The 18,216-nt window shown below is 68.3% G+C and carries 10 protein-coding genes; 1 reads left to right on the top strand and 9 read right to left on the bottom strand.

Translation table 11 applies throughout. The annotated features are described in order from the left end of the window. Window positions 1-127: 127 nt before the first annotated feature. Genes DAT35_RS49895 through purF form a run of 3 tightly spaced genes read right to left on the bottom strand, consistent with a single transcriptional unit; the run spans window position 128 to window position 4,543 of the window. Window positions 128-1,486 (bottom strand): sigma-54 dependent transcriptional regulator, encoded by a 1,359-nt coding sequence (locus DAT35_RS49895; RefSeq protein ID WP_108076462.1) that lies wholly within the window; start codon window positions 1,484-1,486, stop codon window positions 128-130. After that, the gene (locus DAT35_RS49900) at window positions 1,483-3,132 is read right to left on the bottom strand and encodes a sensor histidine kinase (protein ID WP_108076463.1); all 1,650 of its coding nucleotides are present in this window, start codon (window positions 3,130-3,132) and stop codon (window positions 1,483-1,485) included. Before DAT35_RS49900 ends, DAT35_RS49895 begins: the two co-directional genes overlap by 4 nt. A gap of 16 nt (window positions 3,133-3,148) precedes the next feature. After that, window positions 3,149-4,543 carry an amidophosphoribosyltransferase gene (purF, locus tag DAT35_RS49905; RefSeq protein WP_108076465.1) on the bottom strand — a complete coding sequence of 465 codons (1,395 nt, stop codon included), beginning with the start codon at window positions 4,541-4,543 and terminating at the stop codon, window positions 3,149-3,151. 148 nt (window positions 4,544-4,691) lie between these two features. Here purF and DAT35_RS49910 point away from each other — a divergent pair, with 148 nt between their 5' ends. Then, window positions 4,692-5,996, top strand: coding sequence for a neutral/alkaline non-lysosomal ceramidase N-terminal domain-containing protein (locus DAT35_RS49910; RefSeq protein ID WP_108076468.1), 1,305 nt, complete (start codon window positions 4,692-4,694; stop codon window positions 5,994-5,996). Here DAT35_RS49910 and DAT35_RS49915 read toward each other — a convergent pair. The 6 genes from DAT35_RS49915 to DAT35_RS49940 all read right to left on the bottom strand — a co-directional run bounded on the left by DAT35_RS49915 (window position 5,986) and on the right by DAT35_RS49940 (window position 18,187). Further along, on the bottom strand, window positions 5,986-6,612 hold the full coding sequence (locus DAT35_RS49915) for a hypothetical protein (protein ID WP_108076470.1): 627 nt from the start codon (window positions 6,610-6,612) through the stop codon (window positions 5,986-5,988). The genes DAT35_RS49910 and DAT35_RS49915 overlap by 11 nt on opposite strands. After that, on the bottom strand, window positions 6,609-11,969 hold the full coding sequence (locus DAT35_RS49920; RefSeq protein WP_108076472.1) for an RHS repeat-associated core domain-containing protein: 5,361 nt from the start codon (window positions 11,967-11,969) through the stop codon (window positions 6,609-6,611). Before DAT35_RS49920 ends, DAT35_RS49915 begins: the two co-directional genes overlap by 4 nt. Before the next feature lie 411 nt (window positions 11,970-12,380). Next, entirely contained in the window at window positions 12,381-14,084 is a 1,704-nt protein-coding gene (locus DAT35_RS49925) for an O-antigen ligase family protein (protein WP_158502212.1), read from the bottom strand. A gap of 131 nt (window positions 14,085-14,215) precedes the next feature. Beyond that, window positions 14,216-14,506, bottom strand: a complete 291-nt coding sequence (yhbY, locus tag DAT35_RS49930) for a ribosome assembly RNA-binding protein YhbY (protein WP_108076476.1) — start codon at window positions 14,504-14,506, stop codon at window positions 14,216-14,218. A gap of 53 nt (window positions 14,507-14,559) precedes the next feature. Continuing rightward, window positions 14,560-17,277, bottom strand: coding sequence for a DnaJ domain-containing protein (locus DAT35_RS49935; protein ID WP_108076478.1), 2,718 nt, complete (start codon window positions 17,275-17,277; stop codon window positions 14,560-14,562). A gap of 106 nt (window positions 17,278-17,383) precedes the next feature. Continuing rightward, a complete protein-coding gene (locus DAT35_RS49940; RefSeq protein ID WP_108076480.1) occupies window positions 17,384-18,187 on the bottom strand; it encodes a hypothetical protein in 804 nt (267 codons plus the stop codon). Window positions 18,188-18,216: the final 29 nt, after the last annotated feature.

Below are 18,216 nucleotides of genomic sequence, written 5' to 3' on the forward strand. Positions count from 1 at the left end.
ATGACGCGGCTTCACTACCACGTACCGGGGATCCGAGAGGGCTTGGCTTGAAGGCTATGGTGTGGAAACTGCGGAACCTGACGCACATTCGGCTCCAAATCGGCCGACTTGTGACGCCAACGCGCCTCTAATCCTCGCCGAGCCGCTTGAGGAATGTGGGGTAGGAGAGGCCGAGCACCCTGGCCGCCTCCATGCGCCGGCCGCCCAGGCGCTCCAGGGCCCAGCGGGTATAGGCGCGCTCCACCTCCTCCAATGCGCGAGGCGGGCCGGAGAGCACGAAGGACTCCGCGTCCACCGTGGGTGTCACCGCGGCGACCGTGGGCTTCACGCCCTCCAGCACGTCCAGCTCCAGCTCCGGGCCGGGCTCCATCACCAGCGCGCGCTCGAGCAGGTTGCGCAGCTCGCGCACGTTGCCCGGGAAGGCGTAGGCCTGCAGCCGCTCCCGGGCGCGCGGGCCGAGCGTGGTGGCCCTCCGGCCCAGCTCCCGGCGCAGGTCGGCGAGGATTCCCTGGGCCAGGGGGAGGATGTCCTCTCGCCGCTCGCGCAGCGGTGGAATGTCGATGCGGAAGACGCTCAGGCGGAACCAGAGGTCCTCGCGGAACTCCCCCCGGCTCATGAGGGCCGGTAGATCTCGATTCGTGGCGGCGACAATCCGCGCGCTGCTCGACTGCTCGGTGGTGCCGCCCAGGCGCCGGAAGCGGCCCGAGTCCAGGAAGGTGAGCAGCTTGGCCTGCAGGCCCGGGGGCAGCTCGCCCACCTCGTCGAGGAAGAGCGTGCCTCCGTTGGCGACCTCCACCAGTCCGCGGCGGGCCGTGCGCGCGTCGGTGAAGGCGCCCTTCTCGTGGCCGAACAGCTCGCTCTCCACCGTCTGCTCGGGCAGGGCCGCGCAGTTGACGTGGACGAAGGGCGCGCCATCTCCCCCCGAGGACTGCTCATGCAGGTGCCGCGCGAGCATCTCCTTGCCCACGCCCGTCTCTCCCAGCAGCAGCACGGCGCTGCGCGGCGAGGCGGCGATGCGCTCCAGCGCGGCCAGCACCCGCTGCATCGCGGCCGAGGCCGGTGCGACGAGCCGGCGCCGTCCGGAGAGCTCGGCCTCGGCGGCGGCCAGCCGGTCCTGCAGGCGGCCCGTGTCTAGCGCCCGGCGCACGCGCAGCACCAGGTCGGCCAGCTCCACCGGCTTGGCCACGTAGTCCGCGGCCCCCGCCCGCACCGCGTCCACCGCGCTGGCGATGTCCCCGTGCGCCGTCACCATCACCACCACCGCGCCGGGGGCCTGGGCCTTCAGCTCGGACAGGAAGATGAGCCCGTCTCCGTCCGGCAGCCGCCGGTCCAGCACCACCAGGGCGGGCGTGAGCTTGCCGAGCGCGGCACGGGCCTCGTGCAGCGAGCGCGCCAGGGTGACGGCATAGCCCTCGCGCTGCAGGGCCGCCGCGCCCATCGAGGAGAAGGCCCGGTCATCATCGACGAAGAGAAGGGGAGCGCTCATGCCGTCTGCTCCTGGGAGTCGTGGACGTTCCGCGGGGGCTGGGCGGGCAGGTGGAGGGTGAAGCGGCTGCCGCCGGGGATGCGTTCGAAGGTGAGTCGTCCGCCCTGCTGCTCCACCGCGCGCCGGGTCATGGACAGCCCCAGCCCCACGCCCTTGGACTTGGTGGTGACGAAGGGTTCGAAGAGCCGGTCCTCGAAGCCCGGGGGTGGTCCGCCCGCATTGTCCTCCACCTCCACCACCGCCTTGTCGCCCTCCTGGCGCACGCTCACGCGCACCTCGGGCGAGTCCACCTTCCCCAGGTCCTTGGCCGCCACGGCCGCCTCCATGGCGTTGCGCACCAGGTTGTCCAGCGCGGTGGCCAGCAGCAGCGGGTCTCCCGTCAGGAGCAATTCCTCGGGCAGGTGGGCCTCCACGCGCACCTCCTCGGCTTCCGGCAGCACGCGCAGTCCCTCGAGCACCTCGCGCACCAGGTGCGGCAGGTCCATGGGCAGGCACTGCACCCGCGCGGGCTTGCCGAAGTGCAGCAGCGAGGTGGCCAGGTGCGCCAGCCTGTCTATCTGTCCGCGCAGCGTGCGCACCGCGAGCCCCTGCTCCTCCGTCTGCGAGAGCATTCCCGTGGCCACCTTGAGGCCGTTGAGCGAGTTCTTCACCTCGTGGGCGATGAGGCCGGCCGCCGAGCCGAGCGCGGCCATCGTCTCCTTCTCCGCCGCGCGCCGCTCCATCTCCAGGAAGAGGCGGTAGACGCGCCGCCAGTGCAGGCCGAAGAGGAGCAGCGTGCCCACCTGCAGCACGGCGAGCACGAGCAATTGCGCCAGCAGCCGGCTGCGGATGGCCGCGAGGGTGCTCGTCTCATCCGTGGCGAGCACCAGCCGCAGCTCCGTCCCGGGCACGGGCGTGGCCCAGGCGAACACCTGGCCATGGCCCGTCTCCAGCTCGCGGCCTCCCTGGGCGAGCATCTCCTCCACCATCGAGGCGAAGCCCGGCGCCGTGCTCCAGGCAGGAGGGGCGCTGGGGAGGAAGAGGTCTCCATTGCGGTTGAGCACCAGCAGGGTCAGGTGCTCGCTCGTGGGCCGTGCGCCGGGGAGGTCCGCGCCCGCGTCGAGCAGGCCCGCGAGCATGCCCACCGTGCGGCCCTTGCGCACCACGGGCACGGCGACGACGAAGGTGGAGGAGCCCGGGGCGAGTGCGTCCACGGTGGGCGCCTGCTGGGCGAGGACGCGTTGGAACCAGGGGCGCTCCAGCAGCGCGGGGCCCGCGAGCAGCTCGTGGGGCTCGCTCCAGCGCGGCCGGCCCGCCGCATCCACCAGGACGATGCCCTGGCGGAAGAGGCCCGCCTCGGGGGCGGTGAGGTCCTGCATGTCCTCGGTGGCCTTCTCTTCCTGCAGGTCGGGGCCCACTCCCGCGGCCACGCGCGCCAGCTCGGACTTGAGCAGCTTCAGGTGCAGGCCGAGCGCCTCGGCGTATACCCGGGACTCGCGGGCGATGCGCGCCCGGAACTGGCCGCGCACCTCGTGCACGTCACTGCGGTAGGAGAGCAACGGTCCGGCCACGGCCACCAGGCCGAGCAGCACGATGCCGGCGAGCACGGAGCGGGTGAACTGCCGCTCCGCGCGGAGGAACTCGGGATGGGAGGAAGGGCCCGCCATCGCCGAAGGGGCCGCCTCAGGCGCTGGCGAGCTTCGGGGTGGACTCCGCCGCCGAGGCGCCTGGGTTGAGGTTGCCCGTCAGGTACTGGCCGGAGAAGCAGGCCGTGCAGAAGGTGGTGCGCTCCCTGTCTCCCACCGCGGTGCCCAGGCCCTCCAGGGAGATGTAGCCCAGCGAGTCCGCCGTCACGTAGCGGGCAATCTCGTCCACGCTGTGGCTGGAGGCGATGAGCTCCTGCCGGCTCGGCGTGTCGATGCCGTAGAAGCACGGCCACTGCGTGGGCGGTGAGGAGATGCGCAGGTGCACCTCCACCGCTCCGGCGGCCTTGAGCATCTTCACGATTTTACGGCTGGTGGTGCCTCGCACGATGGAGTCGTCCACCACCACCACGCGCTTGCCCTTGAGCACCTGGCGCACCGCGGACAGCTTCAGCTTCACGCCGAAGTGGCGGATGGACTGCTGCGGCTCGATGAAGGTGCGGCCCACGTAGTGGCTGCGGATGAGGCCCACGTCGTACGGAATGCCGCTCTGCTGGGCGTAGCCGATGGCCGCCGGCACTCCCGAGTCCGGCACGGCGATGACCAGGTCCGCTCCGGGCGCTGGCTGCTCCTTCGCCAGCTGCCGGCCCAGCTCCTTGCGCACCTCGTACACGCTCGTGCCGAACAGCACCGAGTCCGGCTTGGCGAAGTACACGTGCTCGAAGATGCACCGGCCCAGCCGCGTGGGCGGGAAGGGGTGGCTCGAGTGCAGGCCCGTCTCGTCGATGACCACCATCTCCCCGGCCTCGAGCTCGCGGATGAACTCCGCCTCGATGAGGTCCAACGCGGTGGTCTCGCTGGCCAGCACCCAGCTGTTCTTCAGCATGCCGAGCACCAGCGGGCGGAAGCCGAACGGATCCCTCACCGCCACCAGCTTCGTGTCGGTGAGGAAGAGGGTGCTGTAGGCCCCCTGCACCTTGGAGAGCGCCTCGATGACCTTCTTCTCGAAGGTGGGCTGCTTGGAGCGGGCGATGAGGTGGATGATGACCTCGGTGTCCGCGTCCGACTGGAAGATGGCGCCGTCGGACTCGAGCGAGGTGCGCAGCTCCTGGGCGTTGACGAGGTTGCCGTTGTGGGCCACGGCCAGGTGGCCCCCCGCGTACTCCACCGAGAGCGGCTGGGCGTTCTTGAGCTGGCTGCCGCCCGCCGTGGAGTAGCGCACGTGGCCGATGGCCGAGGCGCCCGGCAGCTTGTCGAGCACCGGCGCGGTGAAGATGTCCGCCACGAGGCCCATCTCGCGGTGGGCCCGCAGGCTATGGCCGTCCGAGGCGACGATGCCCGCCGACTCCTGCCCGCGATGTTGCAGCGCATGCAGGCCGAGGTACGTCAGGTTGGAAGCCTCTGGGTTGCCGACGATTCCGAAGATCCCACACATGGCGCGGTGCCTTACCCCCTTCGGGTTCCGAACGGAACTGGAGAACGGTTGCCTTGTTCATCGGTATTCCACGGACTGATGCCTCTGAGGGGCAGGCGGGCGTCCAGGCCCCCGGAATTCCTTGGTTGGAGGTAGGCTTCCACCCCGCATGTCCTCCCGATGGCGGCGCCTGCTGCGCTCCCTGCTTCCCCTGGCGCTCCTGACCATCGGGTCGGCGTACGCGCTGGCATCCTGGAATTGGTGTGGGCGATGGCCCGAGCGGGCGCCCGTGGTGCTCGGGAAGGTGAGCGCCGAGGGCCCCTTGAGGGCCGGGGCGGCGAGAGTGGCCCTGGCGCCTCCGTATCCGGTGGTGGTGGCGGGCTACAGGCCTCCTCGCCCCGAGGCCAGCCAGGCGGACCCGGTGCCGCAGGCTCGTGCCGTGGTGCTGGGCGCGGGGGACGTGAAGGTGGGGCTGGTGTCCCTGGAGCTGCTGCTGGTGCCGGATGAGCTGGTGGCCGCGGTGCGCGAGCGGACCGCGGACCTGGGCCTCCAGGACGTGGTGGTGGTGGCCACGCACGCGCACTCGTCGTTTGGGGGTTATGACCCGCGCATGGTGTCGCAGATTGCCGGGACCGGGCGCTTCCGGAAGGCGGCGTTGGAGGCGGCGGTGGCCGGAGCCACGGAGGCGCTGCGACAGGCCGCGGCTCGGCTCACCGATGTCACCTTGGAGGTGGGCGAGGCGAAGGACTCCGTGCTGGTGCGCTCCCGGGCGGGCGGCGAGATTCCGGATGGGACACTCACCCGCGCGGTGCTGCGGGGAGCCGAGGGGCGGGTGGCGGAGCTGCTGGTCTTCGCCGCGCACCCGACGGTGGTGCCGAGGGACAGGGCCTTCGTGGACCCGGACTGGCCGGGGCGGTTGAGCGTGCTGCGCGAGGAGCAGGGTGGGGTGGTGATGGTGTTGCAGGGCGCGGGGGGCAACGTCTCGGTGTCCTACGGCGAGGGCGAGGGGGTGGTGCGGGCGCTGTCCTTCGCACGAGCGGTGTCGGGGTTGGCCGAGCGCGCGGTGCCGGCTCCGGTGGGGAGCTCGAGGCTGGCCTTCACGCGGGTGGAGGTGGCGTTGCCGAGGCCGGACTCCTCACGGCTGGTGCCGGCGTTCTCGAGGGCGGCAGGGGACAACTTCCTGTGCGCGTCGTCCTCGCGCACGGCGGAGGTGGGGGCGCTGATGCTCGGGCCGCTGGAGCTGGTGCTGATGCCGGGCGAGCCCACGGTGGGGTCGGGCGCGGTGCTGGTGCGGCGCACGGGCGCCTCGGGGGTGCTGGGGCTGGCGGACGGTTACGTGGGCTACGTGGAGACGCCTGAGAAGATCCAGGAGGGCGCGGGCGAGGCCCATCGCCAGTACTTCGGCCCCACGCTGCTGGAGCGGCTGGGCGCGGGAGCCGAGATGGCCGCCCGCGCCGCGGGTTTCACTCCTTGAGGGCCGCTGGCGGATATCCCGCGCATTCGCAGGCCACGGGGACACCACAGACTTGATGGGTCTTTCCGAATTCTATCGAGGCGAAGACGTGACGCGAGCTTTCGCGGGTGAGCTCAAAGCCCTTCAATACGCAGCGACCGTACTCGGGGGGCTGTACCGACGTGGCGGATTCACAACCTCCGTTCTCGATTTCGATGAGTTTGGGACCCAACCGACTCTTCGTGGGCTCGGGGGCCTGGTTCTCGAGGCGAGTGAGCTCTTCGGATGTGTAGGACCTGCCTTCCTCGTATGGCCAGTGCTCCGCCCGTTCCGGCTCGCAGGAATGGGCGGGGAGGGCCTGGGTACAATCGCACGAGACCTCCTGGGCGCAGATACGCTCGCTCTGACCGCAGCGCAGGGTGTGGAACGAGTACAGGAGGTCCGCGGATTTTTTGCGCATCCGCTTCTCGAAGACCCTGCATAGCCCGGGCCTGATAGCGGCGACCTGGACATTGCAGAATGTGTACTGTTCCTGCTCGGTGCTGGTGTTCTCCGTCTGCTCCGGAAGGTTCTTTCCGGTGCAAGCCACCAGCAGACTCATGACCAGCCCACAGATGATTTCGTGCTGTGCTTTCATGGATAGGGATAGGAGGGGTACCATTTTTCTGGGAATGCGGAATCCATGATTTCACATTTGCTTGCGCAGGTGGCCTTCTTGTCTGTCCATTCCTCCAAGCGGCGGAATGCCTTCCTGTTGTTGGGCTTCATGTGTGCCCAGGAGTCGCCATTCCCGACGGAGTATTTCACGGCGTGAACGAACTCATGAGAAACCATGTGCAGGAGGGTTGGCTTGCGCACGACATAGGCCTCCGAGGCGCTGCTCATGTTTCCGGGTTGGATGCTGATGACCACCGTGGGGGGGCCGAGCTTCAGGCCTTCGAGTGGCGCGGTCTTGGCGGCAACTCCGGGGCTCAGGCGGGTCGTGTTCTTCAAGATGAAGAGGGTCCCGGAATCACGCATGCGGTTCCACATTTTCTCCCCGCATGAGGTCTTCCTGAATTCGTCAATTGCGGCCTTGGAACCATCGTCGAGCTGCTCGTAACCCACGATGGCGAGCCCGTCGGCATCCGTGAAGAAGAGCGGATTGTTGGCCGCGTACCCATAAAACGGGATGCCCTTCTCCTGAGCGGCGCTCCAGCCCACGAACTCCGGATCCATCAACAGGGGCTCTGGCTGCAGATATCTGCCGAGGCGGGCGTCATAGGTGCGGTACCCGTTTTCGAACAGGTCGGCCTCGGGTTCGTTGAAGGCGCCGCGGCGTGTAGAGGCGGAGGCCGTGAGGGGGCGCTGGCCAGGGAGGTTGAGATTGGCAGGGATACCTGGAGCCGAATGGGTATGCAGCCCCGAAACGCTGAATCCCCACTTTTGTTCCGTCAAGTTGCAGCCTTGGCCCCAGATCCCCACTTCTACATCTCCCGAAAGGGCAGGGGTCCATTCGGTGGAGAGGGTGCTGTTGCCTGCGGGCCTCGTCCAGAGTACGTCGCCGGTTCCACTGCGGCGCACCTCGAGCGCATCGCACGAGGCCACCTCCATCTGGATTTTCAGATGGGTATTGGGTGGCAGTGAGAGGGAGACCCTGTTCCCGGCTGCGGGATATGGGTGGGCGGACGCGTACCCCGTCATGGATGAGTCGTGCGCCCCACCCCAGGTGGGCTCGGCTTCCTTCAGGACGAAGGATGAACTGCCCGCACAAGTCCCCTGCTCCAACTGGACTTGGAGGTGCTGAGCCGGGAGTGTCTCCGTCCAGAAGCTCGTGGGCTGGGCGGACCCCAGGCGTTTCAGAAGGTTTCCGTCCGCGTCCCTCACGACCACGCTGTCGCAAGAGGCCAGGGAGAAGCTCTCGAAATGCAGACGGCCGGCCGAGGCTCCGGGGAGCTCCACTTGAGCCGTCGTGCTGCCCGTACGCGTCAATGTCAGCTCGAGCGTCCGGCGCGGGGCGGCTTGAGTCTTGCGCTCACCGAAGGGTGAATAATCATAACCGCGGACGACATGTCCCTCGTCATCCGCTTCCATCAGCAGCTCGCCGAGGTGGCCGCCAAACAGGTACCGCACGCCCTGGTAGGTGGTGGTTCCGTCCTGGGCCTCCATGGAGAGGAGCATGGCCACGGGCTGACCGGCTACGTACACGTACTCCGAGACAGGCCGCGGGTACTGGGCGGTGAGGCTGGCGGCACCCGCCTCCATGAGGAGGAAACCATTGTCATCCACCCAATAATCAGTCACCAGGCCATTGAGGGGCCATACCTCTCGCACGCGCTGGTGCCGGAAATTGAAGTCCTGACGGCTGTACTGTCCACCGGGGCCCACCACGGCGGCCACCTGTTCCTTGGCGTCGTAGCAGAGTGCCTGAAGCCGACCATCCGTGTTCTTCTGCGTCACCTGTCCGCCTGCCGTATAGGAGGCATACTTCTGAGAGGAACTGGTGCCGGATGACATGTTGAACTCGGTCGCATCCGTCAGCCGGAAGGTCGTCGAATTGATGTTGTAGTTTTCGAACGAGACGATTGTTTCGGAAGGGGGGGCCGTTGCCGTCATGGTGCTCGTCCTGTCACCATTCGTCCCGTAGCCGAACTGCTTTCGAAGGCCTTCGTGGGTGCTCAAGACCAAGCTGCCGGTGCCTTCATTGTATTCGAATTCCTTCGTCCAGGCGGGCTCGTTCTCCTCGATGCGCCTGGGGTTGCCACGTCCGTCCAACCGTGGCTCGAGGGTGCCATTCACCTCTTCACCGAAGGTGCGGCGGCGTATCACGGGGCCAGTTTCTCCCTGTGTCACCGTCCACTCACGTGGGCTGCCATCCAGCCAGCGGGTCAGGCGCCACGTGAGGCTATTTCCCGCCGAGTACCCGACGAAGGCGCCTGCCTCCCAGGTGAGCGCGGTGGCTAGCGGCACGGTTGTCGTGCCCACCACCAGCTTCACTGCGGAGGGCACGTGCATGTGAGGCTGGCCGGCAGCCGGGTACTCGAACCGGACGGTGGCTCCGCTGGGGTAGCGCATGGCTGAGAGGTGGCCGTTGTCGTCGTACTCCCAGCGAACCGTTCTGGCGCATGTGGCGCCGGGGGCCCGCCTCGCCTCGAAGCGCAGTCTGCCCCCATGTGTATAGCCGAACCAGGTCGTTCCCGAGGTTTCAGTCACGGCCGTGAGTTGGCCGATGCCATTGCTCGCGCCCAACGCGTTACCCGTCGCGCAGTCGAGCACGGCGGTCGCCGCATCGGTGTCGTAGGTATAAGTCTCGGAGCCGTCCGGGCTGGTAAGGCCCGTCAGTCGGCCGCTGCCATCGTACGTATAGGTCAACACCTGTCCGGTGGGCAGGCGCTCCTGCACACGGTTGCCGGCGACGTCATAGACGTAACGGCGCGTGCCGAGGGTGGTGCTCGTCACCTCGACGAGATTGCCGAAATCGTCATAGCGGTAGATGAGCCGTGGGTACGTGGTTGTGTACTGCGGATCATACACCTCATACACCTCGGTGAGGTTGTCGTGCGCGTCATACAGGAAGTTCTGCGGCGTGGCGCTAGGACCCTCGACTCGGGAGAGGCGCTGCAGGTTGTCGTACAGGTATTTTGTCGGTGACCCGAGGTTCCTGCCATCGTCATGGGTGTCGAGGCCCGATGTAGTGCTCACGATGGAGCCGTGCTCGTCGAAGGTGGTGAGGCGCACGGCTGCGTGCACCTGCTCCTCGGTCTCCACGCGCAGGTGGCGTATCTCCGCACGCCGGCCCTGGTTGTCATAGCCATAGGTGGTGGTTCGAACCAGGTTGCCCTCGCGGAGGTAGCTCTCGCGCAGCAGCCGGCCGAAGTCGTCGTCCGTGTCTCCCCATTCGTAGCGGACCTCCTCGTCGAAGACGGCGGGAGTTCCCGACGCGACGTGCGTCTGCCCCACGGAGACCAACCGCCCGAGGGTGTTGTAGCTGTAGAGCAGCCGGTCGCCTCTCGGCAGCTTCACCTCCAGCAGCCGGCCCCCATTGGAATAGGTGTATCGGGTGGACTGCGCATCGCCTGGCATCCATACCGTCAGGGAGCGGCCAACAGCATCATAGGTGTAGAGCACCACCTGGCCGTAGCCGTCCACCACTCTTCGGGGCTGGCCCCTGTCGTTGTAGTCGGAGTACTCAGCCACCACCTGCGAGCCCTGGCGCACCTTCTTCAGTCGGCCCGCCTCGTTTGTCGGTCCCTGCACGTCGTAGTACTCGAAAGTGGTGGTGTCATCCACGTCGGTACGGGGCCCATCCACGCTTGAGAGGAGCCCATCGGGGCCGTATGTGTAGCGAACCACCTCCGCACGCGTGGCCCAGGTGCCATTGAGGTCGACCACGGTGCGGCCCACGCGCACGCGCTGGTGCATCAGCGGCGTGAGGGCGGAGGCCGGCGTGTTGTAGGCCGTGGGGGTCTGGCAGGCGGCGGTTCCACAATTCGGATCGACCGCGGAGGCGGGCGACGTGTAGTCATACACGGTGTAGGTGGCGAAGCCAGAAGGAGCGGATGCATCGACGCTGGCCCGGGAGGTGTAGGCCAGCCGGTTGGAGTTGGCCACGTAACCCCGCACCAGTTCGTGGCGGGCCTCCTCGGGCGTGGGGTTGTTGCAGTCCGAGAGGCCGGGTAGGATCGAGGTCTGCCGGCCGAGGGCATCACGCAGGTATCGTGTGTAGTAGCCGTCATAATCCCTCTCGCAGGTGGGCGCGAGGATGCCCGTGGCGGGGACCATCATCTCCTTCATCCGCGTCACGTCGCAGCTGCCATATTGGGGCATGCACACGGTCTTCAGTTTTCCGCCTTCCCAGGTGATGCGCAGGTTTTCCTGGGAGGAATTCACCTCGGTATAGCGTTCCAGGCTGCTGCTGCTGTATAGCCCATCACGGAAGGTGTAGCGGCCCTCGGGTGTTTCGTGCTTCCGCACGCGAGAGGGTGCTAAGCGGAGTTGCTGATAGGCGAAGGATTCCACCAGGGCCCCATCGCCATCCTGCGCCAACGTCAGCAGTTTCACCGATTGGCCGGGGTGGCGCGGAAAGAAGTGGGTGAATCCGTACGTGTAGGTTTCCTGCCGGTTGTCGGCCTGGGTGGCCTTCGTCAAGTATCCCGTGGCGTCGTAGTCATATTGCACCAGCACCAGGGTCCCCGCGGCATCCCATGAGACGGAGGCCAGCCGAGGGGAGCCTGCATAGCTGGTGGTGTGGTAGCGCAGCCACATCTTGTGGCCGAAGAGAAAGTCCACACGGCACAGGCTACCGGCCGGGCGCGTCGCCTCGGCCGGGCACGCCGCATCCTCGCTGGTGTACACGAGGTGCACCTCACCACCATCTGCGGCGCGCAGGTGCGTGAGGCGCCCGCTGGGGTCAAATACCTCGGAACTGGCGTCGAACTTCTCCAAGACCCAACGTTGGGTGAGGGAGTCGTAGAAGAGGCGGCGTCCCGGCATGCGGCCCGCGTAGCTTCCGTCCGGCTGCCGGGTGAAGTTCTCCGTACCGGTGTCGGCCTTGCGGTACGTCACCTGCGCGGGTGTGGGCGTGCCGTCCAATACCAGCCGGGCGCCATAGGTGTCGGTCCATCCCGGACCGAGGCGGCCGATTTCGTTTCGTCCCCCGTTGGATTGAGCCCAGTGCGTGGAATAGGTACGCTCGAAGAGGATGCCTGGCCCGCTCGGAGAGGGGATGTCCGCATCCGACCTCTCCAGCCAGGCGAAGCCGCTCAGCATGTCGACGGGACGGCCGATGTTTCGCTCCTCGGCCTCGTCACCACATTCGGCACAGCGGCAGGGCCCACACCCTTCGTCCGTGGCTTCTCCATCACAGCATGCGGCCACGTCGGCGAGGCGACCTCCAGCCGTCACATTGGAGTCTGGGATGGCATCGAAGGGACTGCACAGCTGCTGGGCTGTCGCGGTGGAGGGGAGCAGCGAGAGGGTGCCCAGGCACAGGAAGAGGGCGGAGAGAGTCTTCATGGTGTCTAGTTTCTCGTCTTAGGCACGCAGTAACCCAGCAGTCCAGCGCCCGTGTGGCGCCACTCGCACTCCATGCCCGAGGGACAGGGTTGGCTGTCGCTACAGGCATTGACGCAAACCCTGCCGGAGTGCCGTTTGAGGCACAGTCCCGAGGCGCAGTCCGCGGAGGTGTTGCAGGTGCCAGTATTGGACGCGTTGCAAGCGGCCACGCCCGTGAGGCCTGCTTGGGCTGTGACGGTGCCGTCTTCCGAGCTCCCCGTCTTGAAGCCTCCCTCCGGTGCTCCGTCGAGACAGGCGCTGAATATGAAAAAACAGGCAGCTATCGAAATGAGCCGGGTAGCCCTCTTGGTCCTCATAGGGGGTGCACTCTTGGCCAGGAGGAGTTCGAAAGTCAAAATTTAGTTGTGTATCCTAACCGCCTTCGGTCGTGGTGAGTTCCTGTGCAATCTGTCGTGAGAGTTGCTCAAGGCGTTCGAGCTCTGGTTGGGAGAGGGTGGGGGGGAGCCGCGTCCATTCCAGCCGGGCCGCCTCGGCTGCCTGTTGCAGCAGGGTAGTGTGTTCGGGCCCCGTGCTGAGTCGGGCAAGCCCCAGGAGTGCCCAGGGATCATCAGGAAGGAGTTGTAGATTTCGTGCATAGGCCTTGCGAGCTGCGTCGGTATTGCCCTGGTGCGTTTCGCACTCTCCCAGAAGAGAGAGGAGGCGGGTCGAGCGGGGCGCATGGCGCAGGCCCTCACGTGCGGCGCCGGTGCAGCGGCGCGAGTCGCCGGCCTGTTGTGCCAGTTGCGCGGTACGCGCGTACGCGGTGGCATCTCGCGTGTCCGCCGCAGCCGCCTGGAGCCTCTCGTAGGCACTGCGCAGGCTTCCCTGTCGTGCCGCCTCCTCCGCTTGGCGCCACGCTCGCGAGGCCCGCCATTGCGGCAAGTCTACCCATACCAGCGTGGCGGCGAGTGTGAGGAACGCTCCCCTCCCCACGAGGGAGGGGATGTGTACGGCCCCTTTGGCGCCGCGTCGGCCCAGCAATCCAGCGGTACAGGTGGTGAGCACCAGTGTGGGGATCGCCACGAACGTCAGCGATACCAGCGAAGAGAGTCCGAGACAGCCGAGCGCGGCCAGAAGGGCGATGGTGCGCACGCTGGCGTGGCGCGGTCTCTTGAAGAGGAGCGCTGCTGCGAGCAGTCCTCCCAGGGCCAATCCAGGTACTCCCCCTTCCACGGCGAGGCGCAATGGCTCGTTGTGTGGTTCCTCGATCTGCTGACCTGCGCTGAAGGCCCTGTCTTTCGTCACCGTCCGATGGAAGGCGGCATAGGTGGGTGCGAAACCACCGGGCCCTACGCCCAGGACAGGATGGGCCTTCACCATTTCCAATGTGTTGCGCCAGGTGTCGAGCCGGCCCGCAAGCTCCAGGTGGGCCAGTGCTGACAACGAATCCGAGTAGGGTGTTGGCGAGCGCCAGGCCAGCCGGGGCCCCGGTGTCAGCAGTAGGGCCAGCAAGACAGCCAGAGCCGTCGTGGCTCCTACCCGCAGCCGCTCACGAGTTGCCAGTCGGCTGCAGACCCACGCCAGTGCCAGGAATCCCACCGCCCAGCCCGTGCGAGAGCGGGTGGAGATGAGAAATGCCACCTGTATTCCTAGCAGGACGAGGGTGAAGGGCCGCCACCGTCCGGTGAGGAATACCACGGTGAGAACCACCGATGCCGCCACGTACTCTCCAGCCACGGCACGGCTGACGAAGAGTCCCGAGGGACGTGTCGCTTGGGCCAGCCCCGGTATATCCACCCACTGCTGGAGGAGGCCTAGCGCGGCTCCCAGCGCGGCGGCTGCGATGAGGGGTTTTAGAAACACCTGGCGCGGAATCCGGCCTCCCGTCACGGCGCAGAACAGGGCAAGGGCCGCTGTTTCGTCCAGCAAGCGCGGGAGCCCAAGCCAGCCTGTGTCGCTTGCCGTCCACGCCAATGCCTGCCACAGAGTCAGGATGCCGGCCAGAAGGGTTGCCCATCCTGCGCGTAGCCGTGGCGTGGCATGCAGCAAGCACAGAATGGCCAGCGCATGCAATGCCAGACGCTTGGGGAGGACGGCCGCGCTCTGGGTCCAGGGCGTTTGTACCGCGACCGCCAACACAACGGCCGTTCCCACTAATGCGACCCATGCGCGGTTGCTCCACGGTTGTTTCGGCACCGCGCAAGGCTGGAGGACGCATGCGAGGACGTCAACGTCCTCCTACGTCTTGATGGCCGTGAGGGCGCTGCTCACAGGTCCTCGAACTCCGAGTCCTCGTCCCGCTTCTTGAAGAGCAGGGCGGTGCGGCCCAGGAGTTGGGCCAGTTCGGCGCCCGTGCCCTCGGCCAGCTTCTGCGCGGCCTCCTGGCGGGTCTCCGGGCCCTCGTTGATCTTCACCTTGATGAGCTCGTGGTCGTGGAGCGCCTGCTCCACGGCGGCGATGACGCCCTCGGTGACGCCCGACTGGCCCACGATGACCACCGGTTCCAGGTGGTGTCCCAGCGCACGGAGCTGGCGGCGCTGTTTTCCGGTCAACGGCAAGGTACTTCTCCTCGTCTGGGGGAGCGCAGTCCGCGCTCCCGGGGTGGCGCACCCTACTTCTTTTGCTGCGCCATGCGGATCTCCCGCTGCGCATCAATGTGATTTGGCTGCACCTCCACCGTCTTCTGGAAGTGCTTCAGCGCGCCACTGTTGTCTCCGCACAGCTTGGCGATGACGCCCAGGAAGTAGTGTCCGGCGGCGACCTTTTCGTTCTTCTTCAGGCACAGCTGGATGTCGCGGTAGGCCTCGTTGAAGCCCACCTTCTTGTCCTCGAAGGTGAAGAAGCGGGCGTAGCCGCGCCAGGCGTAGAACTCGGGCTCCTCGGAGTTGAGCTGGATGGCCTCGTCGAGCAGCTTCGCCGCGTCGGCGAACTTCCGGGCCTTGATGTAGTGGCCGGCCTTGCGGAAGAGGTCCTCGCTCTTGAGGATGGCCTCCACGTCGACCTGGGCCTCTTGGCTGCCGCCGCTCTTGAGATCCTCGATGTACGTGGCGCGGCTCTTGTCGTCCGAGAGCGTGCGGTAGGCGTCACCGATATAGGCGAAGATGTCGGCCTTGAGCTTCTCCATCTCCGGAGGCGCGCCGGGAGGCAGCGTGTCCGGGTGGTACTGCTTGGCCAGCTTGAAGTAGGCGATCTTCACCGCCGGGCCGTTGGTGTCCGCTCCCAGGCCCAGGCGCTCGAAGTGGTTCTGCTCCTTCATCTTCTCGGCCAGCTCCCGGAGCGCGGGAATCTCGGCGGCGCCCGGAGCGGAGCCGGAAGCAGCGGGAGCCGGGGCGGGAGCGGCGGGCTTCGCCGTGGCCGCGGCGGCAGCGGGGGCCGGGGCGGGAGCGGCGGGTTTCGCGGCGGCCGGAGCAGCGGGGGCCGCCGGGCGTGGTGCCTGGGCCGAGGTGGAGGCAGGAGGCGCGGCGGGTTTCGCGGCGGCCTGCGGTGCGGCAGCGGCCTGCGGAGCGGCGGGTTTCGCGGTGGCCTGGGGCACGGCACCGGCCTGGGCGACACCGGGCTGGGTCACCGGACGGGCCGCGGCGGTCTGGGGAGTGGCACCGGCCTGGGCGACACCGGGCTGGGTCACCGCGCGGGCCGCGGCGGGAGGAGGCGAGGCCGGTTTCGCGGCGGCCTGAGGCGTGGCCTGGGCGGCGGTGGTCTGGGCTCCGGCGCGCACGGCCGCGAAGGACACCCCGTCGAGCTCCTTGAGGAGGAACGCGAGCCGCAGCAGGTGGTCGGCGTCCTGGGGGACATCGGTGAGGAGCTGGCCGAGCGAGCGCGCCCCGTCGATGAGGGCGAGCGCGCGCACCTCATGGGGAGTGAGCCGCAGGTCACCCGTGGCCACGCGTCCGGTGGACTTCATCATCGGCAGGCCCAGCACGGGCTGGAGCCGGCGCCGGAGGTCCGCGCTGGGGATGCGGCGCACGAGGTCGCTCAGCACCGCCCACTTGTTGCCCAGGGGCATGGCCTTGGCGGCGATCAGGTCCTTCGCCTCGAAGGTGAAGGAGCCGGACTCGGCGCGAAGACCCTTGAGGAGGATGGCCTGGGCGCGGTGCGCGAGCTGGGTGAAGGCGGAGGCGGGCTGGAGGAGTCCCAGTCCGAAGAGGGCCGCGAGCAGCTCGCCGCCGAAGCGGCCCCGGGCGGCCTCGGCCTGCTGGAGCTGCTCGGGCGTGACGAGCTTCGCCTGGTGGAGCCAGGTGCCGAGCGCGTCCTCGGGGTGAGAGGAGTCGATGAACTCGGGGTTGCCCTTGCGGAAGTGGACGCTGACGGTGCAGTCGGCCAGGGTGAGCGAGAGCAGTCCGGTGTGGTTGCCGGCGGCGATGAGGCCGTAGAGGCGCACGGGCGAGTGCGTCTCGAGCTGTCCGCTGGCGGGAGGCGTGTCCTCAGGCCCCGGAGCCGGGGCCGGAGCGGGGGAGGCCGCCGGGGCCGGAGCAGCCACCGTGCGCACGGCGGCAGGTGTTCCAGGGGCTGCGGTCGTCGCGGGACCGGAAGCGGAGGGCGGCGCGCCAGGGGCTGGAGCCCCGGGAGCGGTGGGGCGCGCGGCGGCAGCGGGGGCCGTGGGGCGCTGGGCGGCCGTGGCGGGTGTCCCGGGCATTCCGGGCCCGGGCGTCATGGTGGGAGGTGGGCGGGCGGCGCCAGCGGGAGCGCCTGGAGGCACGGCACCCGGAGGTGGTGCGGCGGGCCGGGCAACCGGGCCTGCGGCGGGAGCACCGGGCCGGGCGACGGCACCAGGGCCGGCCACGGGGACCCCTGCTCCTGGTACGGGAGGCCGCGTGACGGCGGGGCCCGCGACGGGAACACCCGCCCCCGGAACAGGAGGCCGGGCGACGGCACCGGGGCCGGCCACGGGGATCCCCGCTCCTGGTACCGGAGGCCGGGTGACTGCGGGGCCCGCGACGGGAACACCCGCTCCCGGAACAGGAGGCCGCGTGACGGCGCCAGGCGGCCCACGAGGGACGGCACCGGGCCCGGCCATGGGAGGCGCACCCGGCACGGGCGGCGCGGTGGGTGCGCCCGGCTGCGGACCGGGAGGCATGCCCGCGGCGGGAGGCGCGGCCGGAGTGGTCGGCCCGGGGGCAATGACGTCGCCCCACATCTCGCGGGGGAAGGAGTCGCGCACATGCGGGAAGCGGCCGGGGAAGACGAAGTGGATGCCGTCCTCGGACACCTGGAGCTTGCCCGCGATGATGCCGTTATCGATGAGCAGCTCGATGGTCGGCAGGGCGAGCGGACCCCAGATGGCCCCCTGCTCGTTCCGCACGAAGTATTGCCGGACGTCTCCCTCCGCCATCTCGGATGTCGCTCCTTGGTATGCGTCCTCACCCTACCCCCGTCCCTGGGTCAGGGAAAGCAAGCTGCCGGGCGATTGGTAGGACTCGGGGGGCCCCGCTCCGCCGTCAGGGGGTCTCCAGCGTGGCCATGCCGAGGAGGCTCAGGCAGGCCGGGTCCGCGTCCTGGGTGGCCGGGGGGTCGAAGCAGTGGACCTCGCTGTCGAACACCTTGCACAGGCCCTTGGGGGTGGCGGCACAGGCCACCTGGGAGTAGGCCTTGGTGCAGCCGTAGCCGCACACCGGCTGGCCGTCGCTGAGCTGGCACTGGGGGGTGGGCAGGGACTTGCCCCAGGTGCAGAGCGCCTGGGCGGGCGGGTCGAAGCAGGCGAGCCGGGTGCCATCGCTCTTGCAGGTGCCCACGGGCGTCTTGTTGCAGGCCACCTTTCCGGCGCCGATGGTGCACTTGTAGCCGCAGGCGAGGTCCACGCCGTACCCCTTGCACTCGGCGCGAGGCGTATCCCGGCCATAGACGGCGTACACCTCGGGAGGCGGATCGAAACAGACGATCTCATCGTTGCGGCCGGCGCAGATGCCGGCCGGGGTGCGCGCGCACTTCACCTTGCCGAACTGCGTGGTGCACTGGTAGCCGCAGGCCACCTGCCCATCGATGGTCTTGCACTCGGGCGGGGGCAGCGTGTCGCCGTAGATGCGGACGATGTGGGGCGGTGGGTCGAAGCAGATGGCCTGGCCGTCGATGACCTGGCAGGTGCCCTGGGGCGTCTGTGCGCACCGCAAGCGCTGGCCGTCGGACTTGCACTGGTACCCACAGGCCACATGCCCGTCGATGGAGCGGCAGGTGGGACCTTTCGGGTCCGTGGGCGCGGCCGACAGCAGCGCGAGAGTCATCACGGAGACGAGGGACGCGAGCACGATGGGACCTCGGCGTGGGGGGCGTTTCC

The sequence above is a fragment of the Vitiosangium sp. GDMCC 1.1324 genome (assembly GCF_003044305.1).
Taxonomy (GTDB): domain Bacteria; phylum Myxococcota; class Myxococcia; order Myxococcales; family Myxococcaceae; genus Archangium.